The 26557-nt window shown below is 45.8% G+C and carries 23 protein-coding genes and 1 pseudogene; 16 read left to right on the plus strand and 8 right to left on the minus strand.

Features of this window, described 5'->3' with window-relative positions:
• Positions 1-38 precede the first annotated feature (38 nt).
• Positions 39-2336, plus strand: coding sequence for an ATP-binding protein (locus tag C9J01_RS10050; protein ID WP_107298016.1), 2298 nt, complete (start codon positions 39-41; stop codon positions 2334-2336).
• Here C9J01_RS10050 and C9J01_RS10055 read toward each other — a convergent pair.
• On the minus strand, positions 2272-3174 hold the full coding sequence (locus tag C9J01_RS10055; protein WP_107298017.1) for a LysR family transcriptional regulator: 903 nt from the start codon (positions 3172-3174) through the stop codon (positions 2272-2274). The genes C9J01_RS10050 and C9J01_RS10055 overlap by 65 nt on opposite strands.
• Before the next feature lie 163 nt (positions 3175-3337).
• Here C9J01_RS10055 and C9J01_RS10060 point away from each other — a divergent pair, with 163 nt between their 5' ends.
• Positions 3338-4321: a quinone oxidoreductase family protein gene (locus tag C9J01_RS10060; protein ID WP_107298453.1), complete on the plus strand. Its 984-nt coding sequence runs from the start codon at positions 3338-3340 to the stop codon at positions 4319-4321.
• A 159-nt stretch (positions 4322-4480) separates the two neighbouring features.
• Entirely contained in the window at positions 4481-4996 is a 516-nt protein-coding gene (locus tag C9J01_RS10065) for a hypothetical protein (RefSeq protein WP_107298018.1), read from the plus strand.
• A 48-nt stretch (positions 4997-5044) separates the two neighbouring features.
• Here the strand turns inward: C9J01_RS10065 and C9J01_RS10070 are convergent, their stop codons facing one another.
• Positions 5045-5968 carry a LysR family transcriptional regulator gene (locus tag C9J01_RS10070; RefSeq protein ID WP_107298019.1) on the minus strand — a complete coding sequence of 308 codons (924 nt, stop codon included), beginning with the start codon at positions 5966-5968 and terminating at the stop codon, positions 5045-5047.
• 90 nt (positions 5969-6058) lie between these two features.
• On the opposite strand from C9J01_RS10070, the gene C9J01_RS10075 reads away from it, so the two are divergent.
• Together C9J01_RS10075 and C9J01_RS10080 are read left to right on the plus strand one after the other, a co-directional pair.
• Entirely contained in the window at positions 6059-6301 is a 243-nt protein-coding gene (locus C9J01_RS10075) for a DUF2798 domain-containing protein (RefSeq protein WP_107298020.1), read from the plus strand.
• Positions 6302-6377: 76 nt separating this feature from the next.
• Complete coding sequence (locus C9J01_RS10080; protein WP_107298021.1) at positions 6378-6926, plus strand: carboxymuconolactone decarboxylase family protein; 549 nt, start codon at positions 6378-6380, stop codon at positions 6924-6926.
• Positions 6927-7119: 193 nt separating this feature from the next.
• Here the strand turns inward: C9J01_RS10080 and C9J01_RS10085 are convergent, their stop codons facing one another.
• Positions 7120-8127, minus strand: a complete 1008-nt coding sequence (locus C9J01_RS10085) for a LacI family DNA-binding transcriptional regulator (RefSeq protein ID WP_107298022.1) — start codon at positions 8125-8127, stop codon at positions 7120-7122.
• Between C9J01_RS10085 and C9J01_RS10090 the strand changes: the two genes are divergently transcribed.
• The 5 genes from C9J01_RS10090 to C9J01_RS10110 all read left to right on the plus strand — a co-directional run bounded on the left by C9J01_RS10090 (position 8126) and on the right by C9J01_RS10110 (position 13110).
• Positions 8126-9409, plus strand: coding sequence for a phytanoyl-CoA dioxygenase family protein (locus C9J01_RS10090; protein ID WP_237156935.1), 1284 nt, complete (start codon positions 8126-8128; stop codon positions 9407-9409). The two genes, C9J01_RS10085 and C9J01_RS10090, sit on opposite strands and share 2 nt — an antisense overlap.
• Before the next feature lie 216 nt (positions 9410-9625).
• Entirely contained in the window at positions 9626-10081 is a 456-nt protein-coding gene (locus C9J01_RS10095) for a Fur family transcriptional regulator (protein ID WP_107298023.1), read from the plus strand.
• A gap of 82 nt (positions 10082-10163) precedes the next feature.
• Positions 10164-11498, plus strand: a complete 1335-nt coding sequence (locus C9J01_RS10100) for a dihydroorotase (protein WP_107298455.1) — start codon at positions 10164-10166, stop codon at positions 11496-11498.
• A 60-nt stretch (positions 11499-11558) separates the two neighbouring features.
• Positions 11559-12119 (plus strand): DapH/DapD/GlmU-related protein, encoded by a 561-nt coding sequence (locus tag C9J01_RS10105; protein ID WP_107298024.1) that lies wholly within the window; start codon positions 11559-11561, stop codon positions 12117-12119.
• Positions 12109-13110: a CobW family GTP-binding protein gene (locus tag C9J01_RS10110; protein WP_107298025.1), complete on the plus strand. Its 1002-nt coding sequence runs from the start codon at positions 12109-12111 to the stop codon at positions 13108-13110. Before C9J01_RS10105 ends, C9J01_RS10110 begins: the two co-directional genes overlap by 11 nt.
• A 101-nt stretch (positions 13111-13211) precedes the next feature.
• On the opposite strand, the gene C9J01_RS10115 is transcribed toward C9J01_RS10110, so the two are convergent.
• Both C9J01_RS10115 and C9J01_RS10120 read right to left on the minus strand, forming a co-directional pair.
• A complete protein-coding gene (locus tag C9J01_RS10115) occupies positions 13212-14912 on the minus strand; it encodes an alkaline phosphatase family protein (protein WP_107298026.1) in 1701 nt (566 codons plus the stop codon).
• Between the two features lie 75 nt (positions 14913-14987).
• Positions 14988-15689, minus strand: a pseudogene (locus tag C9J01_RS10120) (formylglycine-generating enzyme family protein); the annotation flags it as partial.
• Between the two features lie 259 nt (positions 15690-15948).
• On the opposite strand from C9J01_RS10120, the gene C9J01_RS10125 reads away from it, so the two are divergent.
• From C9J01_RS10125 to C9J01_RS10135, 3 genes are read left to right on the plus strand one after another with little or no spacing between them, the layout of a single operon-like run.
• Positions 15949-17283: an anaerobic sulfatase maturase gene (locus C9J01_RS10125; protein WP_107298028.1), complete on the plus strand. Its 1335-nt coding sequence runs from the start codon at positions 15949-15951 to the stop codon at positions 17281-17283.
• A gap of 14 nt (positions 17284-17297) precedes the next feature.
• Positions 17298-18329 carry a tetratricopeptide repeat protein gene (locus tag C9J01_RS10130; protein ID WP_201797817.1) on the plus strand — a complete coding sequence of 344 codons (1032 nt, stop codon included), beginning with the start codon at positions 17298-17300 and terminating at the stop codon, positions 18327-18329.
• 38 nt (positions 18330-18367) lie between these two features.
• Positions 18368-19534 carry an OmpP1/FadL family transporter gene (locus C9J01_RS10135; RefSeq protein ID WP_107298029.1) on the plus strand — a complete coding sequence of 389 codons (1167 nt, stop codon included), beginning with the start codon at positions 18368-18370 and terminating at the stop codon, positions 19532-19534.
• A gap of 251 nt (positions 19535-19785) precedes the next feature.
• Here C9J01_RS10135 and C9J01_RS10140 read toward each other — a convergent pair whose 3' ends face one another.
• A complete protein-coding gene (locus tag C9J01_RS10140) occupies positions 19786-20586 on the minus strand; it encodes a LysR family transcriptional regulator (protein WP_107298030.1) in 801 nt (266 codons plus the stop codon).
• Positions 20587-20850: 264 nt separating this feature from the next.
• On the opposite strand from C9J01_RS10140, the gene C9J01_RS10145 reads away from it, so the two are divergent.
• Entirely contained in the window at positions 20851-21975 is a 1125-nt protein-coding gene (locus C9J01_RS10145; protein WP_107298031.1) for a GGDEF domain-containing protein, read from the plus strand.
• A 288-nt stretch (positions 21976-22263) separates the two neighbouring features.
• Here C9J01_RS10145 and C9J01_RS10150 read toward each other — a convergent pair whose 3' ends face one another.
• Positions 22264-23160, minus strand: a complete 897-nt coding sequence (locus C9J01_RS10150; RefSeq protein WP_107298032.1) for a 1,4-dihydroxy-2-naphthoyl-CoA synthase — start codon at positions 23158-23160, stop codon at positions 22264-22266.
• A 244-nt stretch (positions 23161-23404) separates the two neighbouring features.
• Entirely contained in the window at positions 23405-24400 is a 996-nt protein-coding gene (locus C9J01_RS10155) for an NADP-dependent oxidoreductase (RefSeq protein ID WP_107298033.1), read from the minus strand.
• A gap of 208 nt (positions 24401-24608) precedes the next feature.
• Here C9J01_RS10155 and C9J01_RS10160 point away from each other — a divergent pair, with 208 nt between their 5' ends.
• Positions 24609-25028: a MarR family winged helix-turn-helix transcriptional regulator gene (locus C9J01_RS10160; RefSeq protein WP_107298034.1), complete on the plus strand. Its 420-nt coding sequence runs from the start codon at positions 24609-24611 to the stop codon at positions 25026-25028.
• A 64-nt stretch (positions 25029-25092) separates the two neighbouring features.
• Entirely contained in the window at positions 25093-26550 is a 1458-nt protein-coding gene (locus tag C9J01_RS10165) for an FAD-binding domain-containing protein (protein ID WP_107298035.1), read from the plus strand.
• Positions 26551-26557: the final 7 nt, after the last annotated feature.

A 26557-nucleotide genomic window follows, 5' to 3' on the forward strand; every position in this document is an offset into this window, starting at 1 on the left:
TATGCAGTTCGAGAAGGCTAATTGAGGCGGGGCTTGGTATGACATTACGGACAAAAACAATCATAGGTATCGCATCGATAGAGGCCTTGGTATTGGCGGTATTGATTTTTACCGGCCTGCAGTGGCTCAAAAACTCCAATGACAGCCGCCTTGAAACGGGTAGCAAACAGCTTGTCAGTGTCTTTGCCAGTGCTACCAGAGATGCCGTCCTTGCCACTGATCTTGCCTACCTAGACAGCTTTGCCCAATCGATCACTGCTGAGCATAACCTTGCCTACATCCGTATTACCGACCGCAATGGTTTGGAACTGACCCGTCATGGTGAATACCACAATGTGACTAACCATAACTTGCCCTCTGAGGTGACCGATGGTGTTTATGATGTTTGTAGCGAGATAGTCGTCGGCGGTCAGTTTTACGGTAAGGTGGAGATGGGGGTAAGGGTCGATGACTTCCAAGCTCTTATGTCACAAGCGACAAGAATGAGTTTGTTGATTGCGGTATTGGAAATGACCCTAGTTGCTATCTTTTCATTTGCACTGGGCACCTATTTACTTCGACGCTTGGAAAAGCTCAAACAAGGGGTAGAGCAAGTCGGGAAAATAGGCCCCGGTGGGCAAATTGCCATTACCGGTAATGATGAAGTAACAAGGGTCGGTGAAGCATTCAATCAGATGTCACTCTCATTGGCGTTGGCTCAGCAAGGCTTGGCGCAAAAGCATCAGCAACAAATTGAACTGACAGAAAAGGTAACCGAGCTTGCCCAAGTGGCAGAGCATGCCAGGGACGTCATTATTATCACTGATGCCAAAGGCTACATAACTTGGGTTAACCCTGCGTTTGAAGCGCTGACAGGTTACCAATTCGAAGAAGCTCTGGGGAAGCAGCCCGGTGATCTTCTTCAGGGAAGGGGGACAGACAAAGCGGCAGTTGCCCAAATGTCGGCTTCACTTGCACAAAAGAAAGCCGTTAAAGTCGAGTTGCTCAACTATACCAAGCAAGGTCACGCATACTGGGTTGAGATGGATATTTCCCCGGTGCTTGATCAAGATGGCGAGGTGGTTAGGTTTATCGCGGTGGAGCGTGATATTACCGAACGACGCAGGGTGAACAAAAGACTTGAAGGGGCACTTGAACAGGCGACTAAAGCGAACTCGGCAAAATCTGACTTCCTCGCCAATATGAGCCATGAAATCCGTACCCCAATGAATGCCATTATGGGGCTGAGTGAACTGCTACTCGATAAAGTGACTATCCCAGAGCAGCACGAAAAGTTGAAGATAATCAACCAGTCGGCTGAAAATCTTGTCACTATCATTAACGATATTTTGGATTACAGCAAAATCGAAGCGGGCAAGTTAACCCTCAATGATGCCCCGTTTGATTTGCGGGAAGTATTGGAGCAAGTTGTTGAACTCAGTGCCTATCAAGCCAAGAACAAAGGCTTGCCGGTAATGCTCGACATGCCATCAGATATCCATACCCAAGTGATTGGTGACAAAGGGCGTCTCAATCAGGTGTTACTGAACCTATTGGGCAATGCTGTGAAGTTTACCCAAAAAGGTCATATAAAACTGTCTGTTACCGAGGAGCTTTTAGGCCAGGGACCTCTGTTTCGGTTTACAGTCGAAGATACAGGGATGGGGATCCCTGAAGATCGTCTGCCATATATCATGGATAAATTCGAACAGGTAGACAACTCAGCAACCCGTGAGTTTGAGGGGACGGGGCTTGGTTTGGCAATCTGTAAGCACTTGGTGGCATTATTTGGTGGTAAGTTGCAGGTCCAATCTATACAAGATGTCGGATCGACGTTTAGTTTCACGATTGGCCTCAAACTGCAAGAAGATGTCGTTAGTGAGGGCATGGCGGAGCGGGTTGTCCAATCAACAAGTGCAATTCAAACGGAAGAGGAGGCCTTACCGGCGCTCAACGTTTTGGTGGCTGAAGATAGCCAGGTAAACCGAATGCTGGTCGAAGCTATGCTGGCCAATAGTCAACTGAACCTTATCTTTGCAAAAGATGGCCAAGAAGCCGTTGATCTATACCAACAGCATCGATTTGATATGGTCATCACCGATATCTCAATGCCAAGGAAAGATGGTTACGCCGTCACAAGTGAGATTAGGGCGTTACAACAAAGCAGTCAGTTTCCGTGGTGTCCGGTCATCGCCTTGTCAGCCCATGCCATGCTTGAAGAACAGGAAAACTGCCACCAACGCGGGCTGGATGACTATTTGACCAAGCCCGTTAAGAAACATGAGTTGCTGGCTATGATCGCGAAGTGGGGAGTGACTGCTGATAACGCTCGCGAATGTAGTTCACGATATGTTTGATTTGGCTTTGTGCGTGTCTGCGGCCGAGATAATAAGCGTACATATCCCGTTTGCGTGGCTGTAAAGAGTCGATAGGTAAAACCATCATCTTTTCATCTTGTACCATCGAACTGGGTAGTAAAGCAATATACTGGCCGGTCATGGCTGCATGATACGCCAGCCCCAGATCATCAACGATCAACCCTTGGTGTGGGGTGATCGTCAATTCATTCTGTTCATTGTCAAAAAATTTCCACTGCGTAGCAGGGCGGGTTATGACTGCTGGGAGGCTTTCTAGTTTCTCGGTAGATATGGGCCCTTCGGATAAACTATGCCTTTCCACGTAGGAACGATGGGCGCAAACGACGTAAGGAATATCCCATAATTGCAATGCAATCGCTGAGGAGTCAATTAATGGCCCAACGCGAAAAGCCAAATCTATTTCATCTTTGATCAGGTGCTTGTTGCTATTAGAAAGGGAGATATCCAACTGAAGGTCAGGGTGCTCTGCTGCAAAATCAATAAGCCAAGCACCAAGGAAATCAATTCCGGCACGTACAGGCATTGAAACGCTGAGCTTGCCTTTGAATTCAACCTCGGAATCGACCGCAAACCCAATTGACTGACTGATATTATCCAATAGACTTGCGCAATTTTGGTACAGCTCTTCCCCCCGCACGGAGACTTTGACTTCACGGGTAGTCCGGTGCAACAGCACCAACCCGAGGTTTTTCTCTAACGCTTCGATACGCCGGCTGACCGTACTGTGGGGGATGTCCAATCGTTCTGAAGCTTTTTTGAGGCTACCTTCCTCCACCACGGTACAAAAGACCTGCAAGTCATCCAAAACCCGTTTCATCCGATACTCCATGGCAAGTGAACTCAACGTTATTATCCCATTTTTGGAATTATGATGTCCAATATCGCTGATTTTCTCTCGGCTGCTGTGCGCCTATGATTTGAATCACAGACAGGCAGTGATTCAAATGCCAACACTAAGTATCAATTTTGAGGGCAGAGCCATGAAAGCAATCTTTCTTAATCAAACTGGCGGTAGCGACAAACTAGAATACCGTGAAGTAGCAACACCTGTTCTTCAAGAGGGACAGGTACTCGTAAAAATGCATGCAGCACCGGTTAACTTTATCGATACCATTATCCGCGAGGGCAACATGCCTCCGGGTATGATGCCGGAACTGCCATTTGTTCCCGGTGTGGAAGGTAGCGGTGTCATCGCAGATTCTAACCAGACTTCACTCAAAGATGGCACTAAAGTGGCGTTTCTCGGTCCGATTGGCGCCTCAACCTATGCTGAGTATACGGCGGTAGATGCAGATAAACTGGTTGTCCTACCTGATTCGGTTGACCTCAATGAGGCGGCGGTGCTGCCAGTGAATTACTTCACGGCTTATCATATGCTGCACAATGTTGCCCGAGTTGAAAGTGGCAAAACAGCGTTGGTGTATGCTGCATCGGGCGGGGTGGGGACTGCACTTATTCAACTAGCCAAACTTGCTGGGCTTAATGTTATTGCGCTGGAACGTAAGCAACACAAAGCAGACAACGCTTTAAAACTAGGTGCTGATCATGCCTTTGTTTCGGATGCGACGTGGGTAGAGTCGGTAACAGAGAGTACCGGTGGTCGAGGTGTGGATTATATCTTTAACCCAGTCGCCGGCGATACGATTGTTCAAGATTTTGAGGTGCTAGCACCATTGGGCCATGTCGTTGTGTTTGGCTTCCTAGCCGGAGCTGGCGAGACAAACTTGCATGCAGAAGCCATCAAGCATTTTAGCAAGGCACCGACAGTATCTTATTCTGAAATATATGCGACCTATTTCAACAACTATCCGTTGGTAAAATCGTCGATGGAATCCCTATACGCCCTGTTGGAACAGCAGAAGATCAAACCCGTTTATTCAACCCTGCCGCTGGTAGAGGCCGCTAAAGCACACGACCAACTAGAAAGTGGCACGGTGATGGGAAAAATGTTGTTGCTTCCTTAACTTATACACAAAGGGGCTCAGGGGCTTGTGATTCGATAAGCCCCCTATACCTTCAAAATTGCAAGCATCAACTTCAATGTTGTCTGTTTTTGAATGCTATCGCTGCCGTTAAGATCATTGCATTAAACCGTTCTTCACTTTTAATCAAAGGTTTTTGCTATGAGCACTTCGCAGTTAATTCTTGAGCTTTCGTTAATCGGCACCATGTTTTTGGTCACAGGTGTATTTTTGTACCGCTCGTTTGATATCAAAGATACGTTTTCAATTAAGGTGCAGAAAATCCTTACCGGTTTACTGGGTGCGTTTTTGTTAATGGCAGGTACTGTTAAGTTTTTTGACCCATTTACAACCATGTTTGCCAAACAAATTGCGTTGAGTGAGCTACCTTTGCCTGTTTTGTCCCGTTGGGCGGGGCAGTTAGGTGAAATGGCGGCAGGGGCGCTGTTATTGATCATTATGATTGGTGGTAAAAGAATGGACGGTGAACTTCGTGATAAGGCGATGCTATTGTCGACATTGCTGACAACAGTCATCATGCTGGTGGCAGTGTATGTTCATCTGCTGCCAAACGTTCCTGCGGAGGTCTTACCGTTGCAGTCAAAACCTCCGGTAATGACTTTGATCATCTTGGCATTAGCTTGGCTCAATGCTTATCTATACAAGTTGAATCGTTAAGTTTTTTAACAAAGATGAAAGCGCTTAAACGCCAACCTCGGTTGGCGTTTATTCGTTTGTGTCCGAACTCACAGCGGCCAAAAACTCTGCTGTTTGGCCGAAGCGGTCAAAGATCATATCCCTAAAAGCGACCACCCTGGACGCAATCAATTTCCTGTCGGCCCAAACCAGATAGGCCTTACCAGTAGGACAATCTACATCAGGCAATACCTGAACTAAATCTCCTCGTTCTGCATATCGTTCAAATGATGCTCTAGGCATCATGCAAATTCCAGCTCCCGCTAATGTCGCATCTATATTGAGCCTGAGGCTGCTTATGGCATATTTCGGCTGATAGGGAATACGTATCGATCTTCCGCTGACATTGAGCTCCCAGTAAGGCAAGTTATTCCCTGACAGAAGCCGGTGGGAAATCAATTCTTCCGCATTTTCTGGCATACCATGCTTCTCAATATAAGACGGTGCCGCAGCCAACATTAGTGGCGATTCGAACAATTGGCGTTGGACAAGATGGCTGGCATGGGGAGGGCTGGTCACAATTGCCAGATCAATTTGCTCATCAAAGAACCGCTCTGTTCCCGCACTGAAATGGATGGTAATGGTAATTTCAGGGTGTTGCTCCATAAACTCGATGGCCAACTTCTGTAAAAAATGATCGGCAAATGGCTCTGGGCATGAAACTCGGATCTCGCCTGTTAGAACAGGCTGGCTATTGGACAGCTGTGTCCACTCGTCATTAAGCTGAGAAAACAAAGAAGCGAAACGGTGATAATACTCGTCGCCCGCTGTCGTCAACTGGAATTGTTTGGCATTACGGTGAACGAGTTTTTCGCCGAGTTTCTCCTCAAGGCTAGCAACGGCTCGGGAAAGTGTCGGGGCTGAAATGTGTGTCTGTAAACTGGCTGCAGCAAATCCACCACATTCTACTGACTGGCAAAACAGGTAGAGGTTGGAAATATCTTTAGCTTTCATATTTGCACGCTTCAAATTCAATGTTGTCTATTTTTGATCGCTAAGCTCGAGCCTAGAATAGCTACATAAGTTAGTCAATCGGAGCGAGACATGAAGAAGTTCCCACGTAAGTTTCAATACCCACTGATGGTGTCTATGGTGTTACCTACGATGCTGCTGAGTATGCCGGCAATTATGGTCGCCAAAAGCCTTCCCGAAGGCGGCGTGTTTTTTGATGCGTGGCTCTATGCTCTTGGGCAAATGTTGCCATCTGCTCTAATACTTCTTGCTGTTGTTGCACCGACAGTCCGTTTATTTGTTACCAAAGTGCTTCTTGAACCTGAAGCGAAATAAAACAGTACTACTTACTGAATATTTGAATCAAAACTTGCTTGTAAAGTCAGAACGTTAAATTATCGAGGATATAACCATGAGCGATTTTAAACTGCATACAGTAGAAACGGCCCCAGCAAAAAGCAAAGCTATCCTAGAGGGAGCGCAGAAGCAGATGGGTATGGTTCCTGGCCTTTATTCGGTCATGGCTGAGTCACCGGAAATCTTGAAAGCTTATACCCAGTTGCATCAACTTTTCACCAACACTTCGTTTGATGCTGAGGAGCTAACCGTGGTGTGGCAAACCATTAATGTTGAGCATGAGTGCCATTACTGTGTGCCGGCCCATACGGGTATCGCCCACTCTATGAAAGTCGATCCTGCCCTGACAGAGGCGCTAAGAAACGATGAGGCAATGCCAACAGAAAAATTGCAGGCGTTGAAAGACTTTACACTCAGTGTTGTGAGAAACCGAGGCAATGTATCAGAGCAAGATCTGAATGCATTTTATGACGCAGGCTATGGCCAGCAACAGGTATTCGAAGTCATTCTTGGCCTTTCACAGAAAGTGATCAGCAACTATGTTAACCATATCGCACATACACCAGTCGATAAGGTGTTTGAACAGTTTGCCTGGAGCAAGTGAGCAAACGTACTGAACTTGAGTTCAATAGATAAAGTCATTTAGGTGAATGAACAACTTAAGCCTAATTATCTGATTTAAAGAGAGCCCACTTTACGTAGTGGGCTCATTATTATTCATCGATGTTGAAAATAATGCGCACTCGGAAGGGTATATACAGCAAGCAACACTAATAGAACTCATCTAAACAGGCGGTTTATTGTAAATTAAACGGGGTGACTACATTGATTCGACTGGAAGTATACGAAAATGTTGGCATGAGACCGTATGGTGCAAATACGCTGAAAAAAGCGGCTCTAGCATCGTCATCAAGGTTATGATCAATGACAGCCTGTATTTTCCGAGTTCTCAGGAGGTAGCGGTTATCATCATCCAAATCGTGTCCTATGAACGCATCAATAGGGCGATTCATTTCTTTAAATGCATCTAAAATGGCGCGATTACCCCCTCCGACACTGTATACCGCGCTAATATTCGAGTCTTCTATTAGCACTGCTTTTACCTGTTTTTTAGTGCCTACATTCAGTCCATACCCTTCACTTATTGTTGTAACCGGTAAATTTGGATAGTGTTCTAAAAAATGGCAAAACCCTTTTGCCCTTTGTTCTTCACCACGAAATGCATTGCTGCTTTGAACCAACAAAATACCGCTGTTTTTTTTACCTAGCCACTGAGTCAATAAAAAAGCGGCTGTTTCCCCTGCGGAAGTATTATCAATTCCTATGTAGTTCAATCGTTTGGATTGGGATATGTCTGTGACCAAAGTGACGGCTGGAATACCTTCTTTATGTAATATGTTCACCGCTTTCACTATCTTTGGATGGTCAGGCGCTTTAAGCAGCACACCATGACTGCCGCGTTCTTTTGATTCATAGATAACCGACGCCAAAGTATCGATATCAATATCTTGATACAGGAAATAACGTAACCGGACGCGAATCGGGGACATTTGAACAGATATGCGATTCAACGCCTCCCGGACTAGATGACTAAATCTCAAAGGTGTATGCATGATGACATCGACATAAAAAGTTCGTCCCTTAAGAGCATCCAATTTGTATTGGTCTTCCAGTTCTGAAATTGCCTGCTCAATACGCTGCTTGGTTTGCTGATGTACGCCGCTTCTGCCATGAAGAACGCGGTCGACAGTGGCAGTACTAAACCCAGCCTGAGCCGCAATTTGCTTGACGGTAAATTTCTTCATGAAGATTGTCCTTGCCGTTGAAGATTTCCTTGATGGACTTTTGATGGTTTTTCTTCTCGTTTCAAGATTACAAATGATTAACATAGTTGTCACTACCATTTTGCAGGAGGCACTTATGAACCGTGAATACCCGCACTTTTCGAGCAAGGAAACAGTCAGGCTAGAGGACTTTATCGATAGCTGTAAGCCGCAATCAATCAATACCTACCAACATGCAAAATCGACCCAGCAAGGCATTGTCATCTATGACGGTGGAAGCATTAGCCTAGACAACTGGCAAAGCGTGAAAGAAGAAATGGCTGATGTGTTCTTAAATGGCAGTGGTATCGTGGTGATCCAAGGGTTCTATGGAAATACCACCGTGGTTGATGACATGAGTAATATTTTTGAATCGATTCTCGCCGCTGAAAAAGGGTATGGAGAAGGTGATCATTTTGCTCAAGCGGGTGCTATGGCAAACGGACGCATTTGGAATGTCTTTCAAAAAAGTGCCAGCATTTCGCCTGCTGTGTTTGTTGAATACTACAAAAACCCATTACTCAAACTGGTTTCAGAAGCTTGGTTGGGGGTAAACTATCAAGTAACAGCCCAAGTGAACATCGTTAGACCGGGTGGGAGAGCGCAACAATCTCACCGGGATTACCATTTAGGCTTTCAGCATCCAGAAGCCTTAAGAGATTATCCCGTTCACGCTCAGAAGATGTCAGCAATGCTTACTCTGCAAGGTGCTATCGCCCACAGTGATATGCCATTGGAATCTGGCCCGACGAAGTTGCTGCCTTTTTCTCAACATTACCCTCTAGGGTATATATCCTGTCGTGAAGAAGAATTTAAACAGTATTTTGAAAGTAATTATATACAACTTCCGCTTAAAAAAGGGGATGCTGTTTTCTTCAATCCTGCTGTTATCCATGCTGCAGGACAAAATAATACCGCTGATTTACATCGCACCGCTAACTTGCTCCAAATTTCATCAGCGTTTGGTAAGCCGATGGAAACTATCGATCTTGCAAAGATTTCGCAGACTGTATACGCCTCTCTCGCTCATGATTGGCATGATGATGTGCTAACAGAGATAGAGAAAGATGCCATATTAACGGCATCATCAGATGGCTATTCCTTTCCGTCAAATCTTGATACCGATCCACCGATTGATGATCTCGCGCCACAAACAATGAAGCAATTGTTGCGGCAATCTTTAGATCAGCGTTGGGAGAAAGCTGATTACCAAGCTGCCTTATTTGCCCAAATTGAGAGAAGAAAGCCGGAATCAAAGTGTTAAAGAATAGTGGTGATATACCGAGTCTATAAACGATTCTGTCTAAATCGAGCGTCCTTGCTATGAGTATCAAAGCCCACTTCATTTGAAGTGGGCTTTTTTATTGGCGCTTCTTTACTTGTGATGAGCGGTGAGGGGAACTTGATGAAATTAAACTTTATGTTATAACATAACATAAGCAGGTTGGTTTAATGAGCACAGAGCTCAAGGGAATACGCAATGAGCAACATCGACGCTCTAATGGAGCATGCAGAGCAGAGTTGTAAGGCTCGGGGAAAGCAGTTAACAGTAAAAAGAAAGCAGGTGCTTTATGGTTTATTGCACTCCGAAAAAGCGCTGTCTGCCTATGAGTTGATAGATTATTGCAAGGAGCAATTCGACCAAAGCCTACAGGCTATGTCGGTATACCGCATATTAGAATTCCTCGAACAGGAGCATCTGGTTCACAAACTCAAGGTATCGAATAAGTATGTGGCCTGTTCTCATATTTTGTGTGAGCACGAACATGGTGTACCGCAATTTTTGATTTGCTCAAAGTGCAATAAAATCAGAGAGCTCACTATTGAGCAGGGAATGATTACCCACCTACAAGCCAACGCCCGCCAAGAAGGATTCACAGTTATCAGTCCGCAATTAGAAATCAACTGTGTATGCGATGAATGCATCAATTCGTAAATCGCGCCTTATAAATAGCGTCAAAAATACAATGTGAAAACCAGCTGCTATAGCTTTCAATACATGGAGATCAAAGAGAGTGGTGTCATCAACGCTAATTAAAAATGCCAAAGTGGTTAACGAAGGAAAGGTTATCGAAGCCGATGTGCGGATTACCGGTCAGAAGATAGAAAAGATTGCGAATGACATTTCAGTAAAGCATGAAGAGCGTGTAATAGATGCCAAGGGCAGCTACTTATTACCGGGAATGATAGATGATCAAGTCCACTTCAGGGAGCCAGGATTAACACATAAAGGTTCGATTGCGACGGAATCCCGTGCAGCAGTGGCGGGCGGGATTACAAGTTATATGGAAATGCCGAATGTCAGCCCTGCTACGACAACCATTGAGGCGCTCGAAAAAAAATATGATATTGCAGCGCAAAACTCACTGGCAAACTATTCATTTTATCTCGGTGCGACGGAAGACAACCTTGAACAGATCAAGCGATTAGATCCAACCAGGCATTGCGGGGTCAAAGTTTTTATGGGGGCCTCAACCGGAGACCTCTTGGTGGAGAACCCGCAGGCACTTGACCTGATTTTCCGAGATTCACCGGTGCTCATTGTTACCCACTGTGAGAGCGGCCCGGTTATCAGTCAAAATAGAGACGCTCTTCTTCAAACCCAATCTGAATTCACCATTGACGATCATCCCAAACTGCGTGATGCCGAAGCATGTTTTGCTTCATCATCTTATGCCGTAGGTCTTGCCAAGCAGTATCAGAGCCAACTTCATGTGCTGCATATCACTACCGAAAAAGAGCTGGCATTGTTTGAGTCGGGCCCTATTCAAAACAAGCATATTACTGCTGAAGCCTGTGTTCATCATTTATGGTTTTCTAATCAAGATTATACCCAGTTGGATAACCTGATTAAATGTAACCCCGCGATAAAATACCCGTCTGATCGAGATGCCTTAATTCGGGCACTGCACACCAACCAGATTGATATTATTGCTACTGATCATGCGCCTCATACGTTTGATGAAAAGCAAGTGCCTTATGATAAAGCACCTGCAGGTCTTCCTCTGGTTCAACATGCTTTGCTGACTTTACTAGACCACGTTGACCAAGGGCGGTTGAGCATTACTCAGGTCGTTGAGAAAACAGCACATAACCCTGCAATCCGCTATGCAATTGAAGGTAGGGGCTATATCAAAGAAGGGTATTTTGCAGATTTGGTGTTGGTCGATGAGCATTCACCGACAATTGTGACCCACGAAAATAGCCTCTACCACTGTGGCTGGACGCCTTTTGCAGGGCATCAGTTCTCATCGAGAATTAAAAGTACTTGGGTTAATGGCCAGCAGGTTTTCGATGGCGAAAGCGTTATTACCAGCAGTGTGCCAGCGATGGCAATGCAGTTCGAGCGGTGATAGCTTGATTGCAGCAATATTATTTACAAAGCATCAGGAAGAACAATAAAAGAGCGCATTATGATTAGAAGAAACCCAAACGGCCATTTGCCTGTTGTCTCCGAGACGGCATTTATTGACCCAACTGCCATCATTTGCGGCAAAGTCGTTATTGAAGATAATGTATTTATTGGCCCTTATGCTGTTATTCGTGCTGACGAAGTCGATGATAACGGTGATATGGAGCCTATATTGATCAAACGGGATACCAACATCCAGGATGGGGTTGTTATTCATTCAAAGGCGGGCGCTGCCGTTACCATTGGTGAGCGATCATCCATTGCCCACCGCTCGATTATTCATGGCCCTTGTACAGTAAGCGATGATGTTTTTATCGGGTTCAACTCAGTTGTATTTAGCACCGTGATTGGACAAGGCTGTGTGATCCGCCATAACTGTGTTGTCGATGGACTCGATTTGCCAGAGAACTTCCATGTTCCACCAATGACAAATATCGGCGCTGATTTTGACCTAAATAGCATTTCAAAAGTCCCACCAGAGTATTCCGCTTTCTCGGAATCTGTTGTCTCTGCAAACCATACCCTTGTTCAGGGCTATAGGAGAATTGCAAATGAACTCTGAAAATGAACAAATAATTGCTGTACCCACAAATATCGTGACAGGCTTTCTCGGGGTGGGTAAAACATCCGCCATTTTAAATCTGATGAAACACAAACCAGACAATGAGCGCTGGGCGGTACTGGTCAACGAGTTTGGCGAGATTGGTGTGGACGGCAGTTTGTTCGAAGGGCAGCGCAGCCAACAACAACAGGTGTTTATCCGTGAAGTCCCCGGCGGTTGTATGTGTTGTGCAGCGGGTTTGCCGATGCAAATTGCACTCAATCAATTGTTAGCTGAAGCAAAACCTGACAGACTGCTTATCGAGCCGACAGGGCTTGGCCATCCTAAAGAGGTTTTGCAGGTCCTATCTTCAGAGCATTACCAAAGCGTGCTGTCATTGCAAAAAACGCTAACCTTGGTTGATGCGCGTAAATTGTCCGATCCCCGCTATACCGGTCACGATACCTTCAACCAGCAAATCGCGATTGCCGATACTGTTGTGGGTAATAAAGTGGACCTATACCAAGCTAATGAAAAAGAACAACTTCAATCTTATGTCGAGCAACATGGCAAGCCGCACACCCAAGTGATTTTTGCCCAGCATGGAAATATAGATCTAAGCGAGTTTGAAGGTCCAACGGCTGCCAATGAACAACCGGCCCACCATCACCATCATGGTCATTCAAAACCGTTGGTTTCTGAACAGCCAATGCCTGAAAGTGGTGTGCTAAAAGCGACCAATGAAGGAGAGGGCTTTGTCAGTGTAGGCTGGCGTTTTTCACCGGATAAAGTTTTCAGCCGCCAAAAACTGGTTCATCTGCTGGTAGGCTTAACGGTAGAAAGGATGAAAGCGGTCTTTATCACCGATGACGGTGTATTTGGATACAACCTTACCCCGGATGGGCTTACAGAAGTTGAGCTTGATGATTGCATGGAGAGTCGAATCGAGCTGATATCCGATTCTTTGGGCGATAAACTTGAAGAACAGATTTTAAGCTGTGTAACTGATTAAATTTGCTATTACCCCTGATAGCTATGGCTAGCTGTCAGGGGTGTTTAGCACATCACCATTGTTGCTTTGTGCATCGAAGATGGTGATTCATCAAGATATGACTAATTTGTCGCGCTAACTTCCTTCAGTACTTGACCCGTTGCGCCACTTGGCAATGTTATGCCTAGTGCATTAGATAAGGTCGGTGCAATATCGTATGGGGTGACCTCTCGTGTGACTTTATTGGCTTCGACACCGTTGCCGGCAAAGATGACCGGTACATGGGTATCGTATCGCCAAGGTGAGCCGTGGGTAGACGCAATAGTAAGGCCATCCATATCATTGATGTAGGTACGTGGGGTAAATACTAGGTAAATATCGCCAGACCGCTGTGGATGGTGATTGTTTTTTACTAGTTGCATCACACGACTATCAGGTAGGGTGTTTTGCATGATATCGGTGCTGGTTACGGCGTGTTCTATCCCTTTTACTTTCTCCACCTCTTCTGCAACCGCCCGCTGGACAGCTTCGAGTGAGACACCTTTGTTCTTGATGACTTCATGGTTCAGGTAAATGTACGGCTGGGAGTACAAGCGGATTGCCTCTTCACCCAGACCAAATTCTTTGTTGAGTCTGCTCACCAATTGTTCGTTAATGATGGTGTCCTTGTTGAAATACTTGGCAGTGTTGTAGCCAAGGGCATTGACCGTAGGGGCCGCCTCAGGTACGCCGTGATCGGCAGAAAGTACGATAAGAGTGTTATCTAAGCCAACTTGCTTTTCGACATTACCCAAGAAAGTAGCCAGTGTCTGGTCGAGGCGGATCAAATTATCTTCGGCTTCCAGGCTGGAAGGGCCAAACATGTGAATGACATAGTCATTGGATGAAAAGCTGACGGCCAGATAATCTGTGAAGTTGCCTTGGCCCAATTTTTCCTGCTCAAGCAGTGCCGAGGCAAAATCAGCGGTCAGTTCGTCACCGGCAGGGCTCAATGTCAGCATGGTGCTGAAATATTGAAAGCTCGAAGGGCCATACGGGTGCGGGAAAGTGCGCTTGAAACCGGCAAGGTCGACTTTCTGATCTTGCGGACCTTCCTGCAGTGTGTACTGATCCCTTTCGAGGCTCAAATCCCATTTTTGCTTGCTGTAACGGGTAGGGTAGCCTTGGGCATTCCATTCCGTTACCCATGCCGGATAGTCCTCATAATAGTAATTACTGGTGACAAATTCCGATTGGGCCTTGGAGAACCAGAACGCTTTGCCCGAGTGACCGGCCAATGATATTGCGCCACGGTCTTTGACCGAAACGGAATAGATTTTGGATTGGCCATTACTGGCAATCGCTAACTCGTCACTAAACGTGGTTGAGAGAATAGGTACGGGAGAGCGGCCGTCAAGCTTGGCGGTTTTTTGGGTTGGGTCGATTTCTGTTGACTGGTTAACACCGGCCCCCTGGGTCAACATGGCGTAATCGCCATCTTCGACGTTATAAACCAAGCGTTCTTTTTGCCTGTCGTACCAAACGTTGCCGACCATGCCGTGCACACTTGGCGGTGCCCCGGTCGCCAGCGACACATGGCCGACAATGGTTTCGGTATTACCGTGCTGGTAATGGGCATTGGTGTAATATGCACCTTCGTCCATCAAATAGCGGAAACCCTTATCACCGAAATTGTGTTTATATCGCTCCAATAAATCGCCACGCAGTCCATCGACGGTGATCTGTAATACCAATTTAGGCGCCGGTTGGGGGGCCGCGACAGCATTAAATGCGATTAAACCCAAGCCAAGACATAACAAGCGGGGTACTGTTGCTATCTTCATTGATAGAGGCTCCATTATTATTTTTGAAAACAATTGAAGTGTAGAAGAGAAAATAAATGCTTTCGTTATAGGGGATTAATTAGCATCCCTGACTAACCGTAACCCCATGTCAGCCATGATGATGTTTTGGCTGGCGAAGTCACGGCGGTAGCTTTCCGATAAATCTTCATCATAGGCAAAGCTGCCACCACGGACCGATTTATGGGCAAGGCCAATGTTGGTATCTTGTGCGTTGTTCGGGTTATCGTTTGAACCATAGCGATAGAAACCTTCATCGTAGGCATCAATCACAAACTCGCCAACGTTGCCGGTCATATCGTAAAGGCCTAGCTCGTTAGGTTGTTTTTGGCCGACTGGGTGGGCACGGTTATTGGCATTTCCTGCATACCAGGCCACATCTTCGATATTGTTGGAGCCGCTATAGGTGTAGTTTTGGCTCTTGTTGCCTCCTTTGGCAGCAAATTCCCATTCGGCTTCGGTAGGGAGCCGGTAATTGGCACCCGTTAGGGTATTGAGTTGCTCGATGAAATAATTGGCCTGTTGCCAACTGAGGTTATTTACTGGTACATCGGGATCGCTGAAGTAACTCATTGAAGAGCCCATGACGCTTTCGAACAAAGATTGCGTTACTTCGAATTTGGAGATGTAAAAGCTATCGACTGATACTGTCCGGGCCGGTGATTCCGCTTTGCTCGCTGCTGTTAGGCTTGAGCCCATTTCAAATGACCCACCCTCGACCAAAACCATATCCGACTCAATCTGCTTCATCACAGGATGGGGTTCACTGGCAAACAGATCCTTGTTGAACCATGTTGTCGCGGCTAGCAAGGTGAGACCTGAGATTGTAATAAATGCAGCTCGCTTAACGGTAGGTGATGGCATAAGGAGTCTCCGTGAATCAACAAAAAGATGATTGAACTAGAGGAGACATTGTATGCAAATCTGCCATACCAAAAGGTTATAAGGGGTATAACAAGCACCTAGGTGTAGCACGCTTTATTATTGGCTTACTTAATTGTTTATAAGTAGGTGGAATATGCTGATTACTCAGGGCCCGCAACATAACGGCAAGGCATCGAAGCGATTACATGTGATGGCAAAACCCATTGGTGCGGCGTGCAATATCGATTGTACCTATTGCTATTATCTGAGTAAGCAGGATCTGCTGGAATATAAAAAAGGGTGCTCTCCGGTGATGGACGAGGACACCTTGGAAACCTATATTCGCCAATATATCGAAGGCCAGAATACGCCTGAGATCATCTTTTCTTGGCAGGGCGGTGAGCCGACCATGCTTGGTGTTGGTTACTTCAGAAAGGTGGTTGAGCTACAAAAGAAGTACAAGCCTGCAGGTGTGATTATTTCAAACGATCTGCAAACCAACGGCACCTTGCTCAATGATGAATGGTGTGAATTTCTAGCAGAGAACAATTTCCTAGTCGGGCTAAGCATCGATGGTCCCGAAATGCTTCACAATGCTTACCGTACCAACCGTGCAGGGCGAGGTACTTTCAAACAAGTCATGGCTGCCGTTGAGCTACTCCACAAGCACAATGTGAATTTTGCCACCCTGACATGTGTAAATAACCTGACTAGCAAGAACCCGCTAGAAGTGTACCGCTTCTTGAGAGACGAAGTGAGATCGCCACAGATCCAGTTTATTCCTATCGTCGAGCAGAAGACATTCCGTACTACCGCACCACAGAAATGGAATCCTCATGAGCAATTACGCCAAGGTGATAAGCGTTTGAACCCTTGGCACAAAAACTCAGTTGTCGAACCCTGGTGTGTGTCTGCCGAAGGGTGGGGTGACTTCTTGATTGCAGTATTTGACGAATGGGTTCAGCACGATATCGGCAAAGTCTTTGTGCAGTACTTTGAAGCCAGTGTTGAAACTTGGATGGGACGTAAGAACCCACTTTGCACCCTAGGCGAGATCTGCGGCAAAGGGTTGGCGATGGAACCAAATGGTGATGTCTTTACCTGTGACCATTATGTGTACCCTGATTATCGAGTGGGCAACATCCATCACCAAAAACTCGATGAAATGGCGTATTCAGAAGCGCAACAAAAGTTTGGCTTTGCTAAATCACGTTCATTAACAAGTCAATGCCAGCAGTGTGACTATAAATTTGCCTGTTTTGGTGAGTGCCCGAAGAATCGCTTTATCCGCACCAAAGAAGGCGAGCCCGGCCTCAACTATCTTTGTGCGGGCTGGAAGAAGTTTTTCTCCCATGCTGACAAAGCAATGGCTCTTATTTTACGGACCACTGGCCATCCAGTTGCCCACGGCAAGTATTCTGATGCTAGGTTGAATATCTCAATGCCGAAAATGTCCCCACGCCAGCCGTATTTCCCAACTCGGTTCTAATTTGGAGTCAGACAATGATGAAGAGAGCATTTGAGTTGGTATTGGGGGTGTCATTAGCGGTTTTGATAATAGCGATGCCTTCATATGCACAAGATGCGGCGCCAACACTTGATAGTGCAGAGCAACTTAACCCACAGCAACAACGACAAGCAAAGCAGATCCAGCAATGGGTAATGATTGCTCAAGATCGTAACCAAAATGATGAAAGGCGTGCTGATGCTTTGCGTCAATTAGCAAGATACCCGAACCAGAATAGCCTGGTGGCGGTGGCCCGTAGTCTTCAAGATGAAAACCCACGAGTACGGGAAGCGGCAGTGGTTGCGGCTGAGCCTTATCAGTTTGCTAATCGCTGGCGTATGCTATCGCCGCTGCTAAAAGACAGTGATCAGCATGTTCGCTTGGCTGCAACAATAAATTTGATTCGCAATTACGCGGAGATGACTCCAGAACAGCAGGCAGATATGGGAAAGCCTGCAAATGGTTTGTTCAAATACCTTAAAGGCAAATCCGATCCATCATCCCAATTGCTGTTGGCCGATGTATACCGCTGGTATCAGCAGTTTGATGATGCAAACCGAACCTACAACGCTTTGCTCGATGGCGATAAGCAAAATCCGCAAATTTGGCTGGGATTAGCAGACAACTACCGGGCTCAAGGGGAAGACCATCAAGCCAACAAGGTTTTGCTACAGGCACAAAAAGTACTGCCGGACGAAGCAAACCTGTTTTACTCCCAGGCATTGACTCTGGTCAGGCTCGAAGAGAAGAAACAGGCTGCCGATGCGATGGAAAAGGCCACCGAATTGTCTCCGGATAACAGCTACTTTTGGTATTTGAATGGAGTGCTTCAAGAGGCTTTCAATGTGGATCAAGCTACGGCCTCATTTGAAAAAGCCTATGAAATTTCCGGTGCCCCTGAGCAGTTATATGCCGTCTGTGACATTTACGTGAGGCATGGCAATCTCAAGGCTGACTCATGTTTGGAATCATTGGCCAAAGTCGCCCCCGCCTTTGTTATCGACGAACTAAAATCTAAACGGGGCTGATATGCCCCATAATTAATAAAATAATAAAGAGGGAGCAAATGCGACCATTAAAATTAGCAATGGCAGTGGCGTCGGTATTGGCATTGCCTGTTCAAGCGAGTGGTATATTCCTGCAGGAAGCAGTAACAGCAAATGCGGGTACAGCAGGTGCGGGAGATGGGGTTTATACCGGCTCAGCCGCCGCTATGTGGGTAAACCCAGCAACGATGAGCGGGATGGGCGAGAGCTTAACCACATTTAACTTGCTTGGATTTGATCTCGAAATGAAATATCGGGACAACGGCGATAACGGTGACGGTAAAGCGCACTCGGTATTGCCATCTGCCGGTGCATTCCATGCCCGCCAGGTCACCGATAATTTGCATGTGGGTATTGCCCTTGGGGCTGTAGGTGGTTCGAGCCTATCTTATGGCACTGAGTGGGCGGGAAGGGCCGCACTTGATGAAATTACACTTACAGCGATGCAGATAAACCCTGCAATTAGTTATCAAATCAACCCGCAATGGTCGGTTGGCGCTGGGGTGCAGTTAAGCTGGGCCTCATTGGAACAATCGACAAGCTTACTTGATATCGATAAAGATACCGACTGGGCATTTGGTGCCAACTTCGGTGTGATGTACCAACATGATGAGCGACTAGCAATCGGCGCTAGCTACCGAACTAAACTCGAGCATGAATTCGGTACCCGTGTTACTGGGCCTCGAGATGATGGTCTCTTTAACAGCCTTCAAACTGATATTACTGTTCCTGCTATTGCTGATATCAGTGTCAGCTATGCTGTTAATCCACAATTAGACCTTTTGGCATCAGTACAGTGGCACCAGTGGAGTGAGTGGGATAACACAGTGATGGATTTTGGATTTGGTTTTGAAGATGGACCAGCGACCATTGTGAGGGACTGGGATGATGTGTGGAAGTTTGCCTTCGGTGCCGATTATCAGCTAAATAGCCAATGGCGGGTAAAAGCGGGCTTTTCTTACGAGACATCACCGCAAGATGACCCAACTAAACAGTGGGTAGATGTGCCTGTTGGCGAGCAATATCGTTATTCAGTAGGTGCTGCAACCCAATGGAATGATGTAACTATCGATATGTTCTATGAGTACGCCGATCTGGGAGAGGTGGATATCCAGCGAAGGCTTCCACAGCTAGACGGTACATTCGATAGCCGAATTCACTTTTTGGGTGTGAGTTTTACCTATTAAATTAAACTAATCACTTTCAAATTAAAAAGCCAAATCATGATGATTTGGCTTTTTGTTTATTTCTCTCATGTCTTGTTAGTACCGATTTTCGAACTTGCTTTAGGTGCTGTTGTGCAAGTAGTTTGACTTTTTGGGAGTGGCTCATCACATATATTTCTAAATTTGAAAATGAATAAAAGGATTATATGAGTGATGATAGTGACTTTGATGATAGTCGAAATTCCTACAGGAATAGTGTGCCAGAAGGTAACTCAATAGCCTTCAAAGGTTTCGATCAGTGGCACCAGCAGTTTAGTCAGCCACTGGATTTTTTCTGATTGTCTTCGTGATGCCTTGGTGATGATAGCGACGGTCAGGTCGATATCGTAATCGGTTTGTTGATCTTTATCTGGTGCATAACGGAGTGTGTAGCAGGTATCCATTAACTGCGTAGTAAGAATATGATTATCTGTGAAAATTTTAGCCTTTATTGAAGGGTCCATCATCTCATAACGGTTCTCATACTCATTGACCCCCGAAATAATGTACTTAACGTATTCACCTTTAGTGTTACCTTCGAAATGTGCCCGTCCTTTGAAAAGTGGTTTTTGGTGTAACGTTTGAGGCTTGTTGTTCAAGATATGGATACCAATATCGACGATCTCTTCCTGAATCATGGTCTCGCTGAGCGGACTCCATTGCCGGATATCGATAACGGCGTCGGTTTCCTTGCGGATGGCATCAATAATATCTTTGCCGATGGTAATCAGGTATGGCTCGATAATATGCAGGGTAATTTTGTCGAGTAATTTGGGATCAAATTCTTCAGGCTCTAAGGCAATATTCACCTGGTCTAAAGCTGTACGCAGCCTTGGCTCAATGCTCATGGCATAACTGGTGGGAGATAACCCTTCAGCGGTTCGGACAAAGAGGGGATCATCGAGATCTTCACGAAGTTGCGCCAATACTTTTGATACGTAGGATTGTGACCGACCGAGTTTTTGGGCGGCCCGAGTCGTTGAGTGGGTTTGCATTAAAGCAAGAAAAACATGGAGCGCATTCAAATCATTCATAAATCGATAATTTTTGTTATTCCATGGATTGGATTATCCATTAATCTTAGACGAAATGAAAGCAGATTAACGTAGTCTCTCATTGGAATAACGGTAATTCCAAAGATAATTGTGCAATAGATATAATAAATGGGTCGGCAGAGAGAGGGATTGAATTCAGTTCTCGAATTCTATTTTTCTAATGACGGTCAATAATAACCAATATGCTAGGGATTTGCCTTTATGTTTCTGATGTAAGGGCTTTTTTTTATTTTTGATAGAAATATGCAATTACAACAACATATAAAGCAGCATAATGGAAGGTATCTTTCTCAGGCCATTATTGCTGTCGTGGTTATATCAATAATATTGTCCCAGGTGACAGGTTATTGGTTGGATGAAAGCCTTATTATCGACAAAGATATAGAAAGAGTACATGTAAAGTACCTTTTTCTCTATGGCTTTCCAGTTCTGGGTCTGAGTTTACTGATACTAGGTAACTTTTCAGGGCAATCAGTTGTGTACCATAAAGCCTGTATACTCATGATAGTAAGTATTGTTGCGACAATAAATACCTTATCTATTTCGATGTTCTCGGATATATCTATTATCAGTTTGATGATGATTACTTTGATTGCCAAACTACTGGTATTCTCACCGTTATTTTCGTTGTTTGTTTACAGTATCTATATTTTTCAATCAAATATGATGGTTGAAATCTTCCACGCCGACATGGTGCTATATGCAAATTATTACTTCTCATTGGCTGCAATGTTTATTTGGTTGAATTACATTTCAATAAACAACTATCGAAGTTTTGTTCGGGATTACAATCATGAGCAAAAGAAAAAGTCATGGATGGCAACAGCCATTATCCATAACAGGGAAATAGCAGCAAGAAATGTCATTCTCAATGGCTATTCATATGTTGATGAAGTTACAGGGTTACACAATAGGCGTTACCTCCAGCAGCAAATGGCGTTGCTGAATCAGCGTAGCTATCCATTACCGCTTGGCGTTTTGCTTATCGATATTGATCATTTCAAGCAGGTGAATGATGTCTACGGTCATGTCAAAGGTGATGAGTATTTGAAAAAAGTTTCACAAGCTATGCGCAATGTCTTTAAAAGAAAAAGTGATGTTATTGCAAGGTATGGTGGCGAGGAGATAGTCGTGATGCTGACTGGAATAACTCAACAAGACCTTGAAAATAAGGCAAAGCAAGCGTGTGAAGCTGTCAGGGCACTGGCCTTACAACACCCGCTACGTGAGTGTGTGAGTGTCAGTATTGGTGGGATATATGCCAGTACAGAGCATTACCCTGCCGAGCATTACTTAGATAGTGCAGATAACTGCATGTATGAGGTTAAGTCACGGGGCCGCAATGGGTATTTAGTGCAATCGTTGTAGCCATTCCTAGGCTGATTCTCATGGACGAATTGTCGTCAAATGACCTTCTTTGACGATGCAAAACCACATATTTTATGGATGCGGGATGGCAAACAACCGTTCTGACATCAATAAGTTGTGGGGTGGGGATGAAGACATGTATTAAATGGACACTTCGATTGACTGCGCCTAGTGTCATTACTATTTTGCTTGTGTTGTTGGGTATATACCTGTAACAACCAACAGTGATTAGATAAGAAAACGCGACCCTTGAGGTCGCGTTTTTGCGTTTAACTGACTAATCGACAATTAGTAGTGCCAAGGGAACTTGCTGAAGTCCTGGTCACGTTTTTCCAAGAACGCGTCACGGCCTTCTTGGGCTTCATCTGTACCGTAAGCAAGTCGCGTTGCTTCGCCGGCAAATAGCTGCTGGCCGACCAAACCGTCATCTGGCAGGTTGAAACCGTATTTCAGCATGCGCATAGCCGTTGGTGACTTGCTGTTGATCTCTTTAGCCCAGCGTAGTGCTTCTTCTTCGAGTTCGAAGTGATCAACCACCTTGTTGACCATACCCATTTCGTAAGCTTCCTGGGCACTGTAGTTGAAGCCGCAGAAGAATATTTCACGGGCACGCTTTTGGCCAATCATTTTAGCAAGGTAAGCTGAGCCGTAGCCTGAATCAAATGAAGCAACATCAGGATCAGTCTGCTTGAAGATTGCATGTTCTTTCGATGCCAGTGTCAGGTCACAGACAACGTGAAGGCTATGGCCACCACCAACTGCCCAGCCAGGAACAACGGCAATCACTACTTTAGGCATAAAGCGGATCAAGCGCTGGACTTCAAGGATGTGCAGGCGACCCATACGGGCAACGTCAGCTTTGCCGGCTTCTTCACCTTCGTACTTGTAACCGTCTTTACCGCGAATGCGCTGGTCACCGCCTGATGAGAATGACCACTGGCCTTTTTCAGAAGGGCCGTTACCTGTAATGAATACACAGCCAACATCTGACCACTGGCGTGCATGGTCTAGTGCCGTGTAAAGCTCATCGACAGTTTTTGGTCGGAAGGCGTTAAGGCAGTCCGGGCGGTTGAATGCGACACGCACTGTACCTTGGTCTTTGGCACGGTGGTAAGTGATATCTTCAAAGTCGAACCCTGGAACCTCTTCCCAAAGCTCAGGGTTAAAAATCTCTTTGCGGCTCATGATGACAATTGCCTGAAAAATTCAAAAGGTGATGTAAGGCTAGGGAGTTACAGCTGAATGTCAATGGTTTATGAAAGATTGTGACTAGAAGGCGATTGTTTTGGGTGAGGTGGGATATTTATCCATCAACAAAGTATGGTTTTAACGCGGTACTGGCCACCAGCCATGTTAGAACTGGCTGGTGGCTAATTTAATTACTCTACGTAAGTATCCAAGCAATGTAAGCATCCAAGCTATGCAAGAATCAAAGCTTAACGAGCATTTTGCCTTTGTTTTTACCTTCGAATAGACCGATGAAAGCGTCTGCCGCCTGATCAATGCCTTGGTAAACCGTCTCTTCGTATTTTATTTTGCCTTCGGCAATCCATTGACCCATTTGCTGTGCATATTCACCATAATGTGCCCAGTGATCGAACACGATAAAGCCCTGCATCTTGAGTTTTTTGATGATCAACATTGCCATGTTGCTTGGCCCCGGTTGTGGCTCAGTGGCATTGTATTGCGAGATCAAACCGCATACGGCAATGCGGCCATAGTCATTCATATTATTAAGGGCTGCTTCCAAGTGCTCACCGCCAACATTTTCGAAGTAGACATCAATGCCTTGAGGTGCCACTTCAGCCAGAGCTTGGGTCAGGTCTTCTGTTTCTTTGTAGTTGATGACCGCATCCACACCCAGTGAAAGTAGGTAATCCGCTTTTTCTTGCGAACCAACCGACCCGATAACGGTACAGCCATGCATTTTGGCGATCTGGCAGGCAATGCTGCCGACAGCCCCTGAAGCTGCTGAGACAAATACAGTATCAGAAGGCTGCAGGTCGGCAATACGGAATAAACCTGTCCATGCCGTCATACCCGGCATTCCCATGATTCCGAGGAATGTTTGCTCTGGAAGTGGGGTAGTTGGCAATAAAGTCAGCCCGGTGCCGTCGCTGACAAAGTGGCTGCGCCACCCCAGCATGCTGCTGACTTTACTGCCGACAGGGAAGTCTGGGTTATTGGTTTGGGTGACTTCGCCGATAGCACCGCCTTCTAACACTTCGCCAATTTGGAAAGGAGGGATGTAGCTCTTGCGATCAATCATGCGACCTCGCATGTATGGGTCGACAGACATCCAGGTATTTTGAACCAGTAGCTCTCCCTCTTTCAGCTCCGGCAGAGCCACAGTGACAAGTTCGAAGTTATCTTTAGAAGGTGTACCTTGTGGGCGTGATGCAAGGTGGACTTGTTGGCTGTTCATTATCAATCCTTATCAGCTGTTCTCATAAATACTTTATGCAAAAAAGGTTAGCGCGCAAACTATTTGCCTATTAACTTAATGATTGATTTGGTAACTTGCAATAGCTTTGCGAGAAAATAATTTGCGCGCAATGTATTTTGATCCTCGTTGAATCTGCTATCATCGCAACAGAATTGAACAATACAGATGGATTAACTCGGATCTTAGTATGGCCCAGAAGCTTTCTGACAATGTGTGTTTTGCCTTGTATACCGCGTCAAATGCGCTGGTGAGGGCCTATCGTCCTTTGCTGGATGAGTTTGATTTAACCTATCCGCAATATATCGTGATGCAGTCGCTTTGGTACAACGACGGTGTCAGCTTGAAGGAAGTCTCTAATGACACTCAGCTTGACTCGGGCACATTAACTCCGATCGTAAAGCGGCTTGAGGCAAAAGCGCTGTTAACCCGTAAAGTGTCCGTTGAAGATGAACGGAAAAAGGTTATATCACTGACTGACAAAGGGCGTTTGTTGCGTGATAAAGCGAAAGACTTGAAGGCGCAATTGGAGGCGAAGTCGAGTATGCAGCGAGAAGATGTCGAGACGCTCAGAAAGCTGTGTCTTGAACTGGCGGAAAAATTGGGCTAATTGCTGATTTGAATGATCTTTTCTTTTGTCTATTGCGTTGTCTTTTCAAACAAAGGAGAGCGCAATGGACAAACCTTCAATTCAAATTGTCTGGCTAAAAAGAGACCTGCGACTGCAAGATCACGCTCCATTGCAACAGGCATCCTGCAACAGTGATTTCCCTTGCCTGCTACTCTACATTTTTGAACCCATGCTGCTCGACAATGCCCATTACAGTGAGCGTCATTGGCGATTTGTCCAGCAGTCACTCGAACAGCTCAATGATCAACTTGTCCCATACGGTGGCAAGGTTGTGACTGTTAGGGGTGAGGCAACTTCAGTTTTCCAAACCCTCAAAGAGCAATTCAATATCCAGTGTGTACGCAGCCACCAAGAAATAGGGTTGCAATGTACTTTTGACAGGGACCGCGAAGTTGCGAACTGGTGCTCCCAACAGGGTATACAATGGTTGGAGTCCCCAACGGGTGCCGTTATACGTGGTGCTACTTCCCGAAACGGATGGGACAAACATTGGAAACAGTATATGAGAGCGCCGCTGGAAAACCCAAGCCTCGACACTTTATCCTTTGTGACAGATACACACTTACCACCTTACACACCACCTGAGCATTGGATAAATACAAACCCTAGCATGCAAGCTGGCGGCGAGATTTCCGCACACCATATAATGGATAGCTTTTTCGATTCTCGAGGTAAGGGTTACGCCTTTGGTATTTCCTCGCCTTCAAAAAGCGTTGACAGTTGCTCTCGGCTTTCGCCTTACCTTGCATGGGGGAATCTAAGCCTCCGGCAAGTCTATCAGGCTGTATTGGCTAACTGGAAAAAGCCAGGCTGGCGACGTTCCCTAGCTGCCTTTGCTTCACGTCTTCATTGGCATTGTCACTTTATCCAAAAGTTCGAGTCTGAAATAGACATGGAACAAAGGCCGATCAATCGGGGCTACCAGACATTTCCTTATGAGCAAGATATCAGCTCGAAATTGCATGCATGGAAAACCGGAACAACCGGTTATCCCTTGGTTGATGCGTGCATGCGTTGCCTGCTCCAAACCGGTTATATTAATTTTCGTATGCGGGCAATGCTGGTTAGTTTTCTTTGCCACCATTTGATGGTTGATTGGCGCAATGGCGTTGAACATTTAGCTTCCTTGTTCCTCGATTTCGAACCGGGTATTCATTACCCGCAGTTTCAAATGCAAGCCGGCGTAACGGGTATAAATACCATACGAATTTATAACCCGGTTAAACAATCGCAGGAGCATGATCCTGAGGGCTGCTTTATCCGTCACTGGGTGCCTGAAATTAGCATGCTGCCCAACGAACTTATCCATCAACCATGGCAACTGACACCGATGGAGCAGCAAATGTATCAACTGGTTTTGGGTGAAGACTATCCTGAGCCCATTGTGGCTATCGAGCACAGTGGCCGCAAGGCACGAGAACTCTATTGGAAGTGGCGCAAGAACACCATGGTCAAGCAAGAGGCAACCCGTATCCTGCAACTACACGTCAGGACAACTTAGCCATGAC

Source organism: Photobacterium rosenbergii (assembly GCF_003026455.1).
Taxonomy (GTDB): Bacteria; Pseudomonadota; Gammaproteobacteria; order Enterobacterales; family Vibrionaceae; genus Photobacterium; species Photobacterium rosenbergii.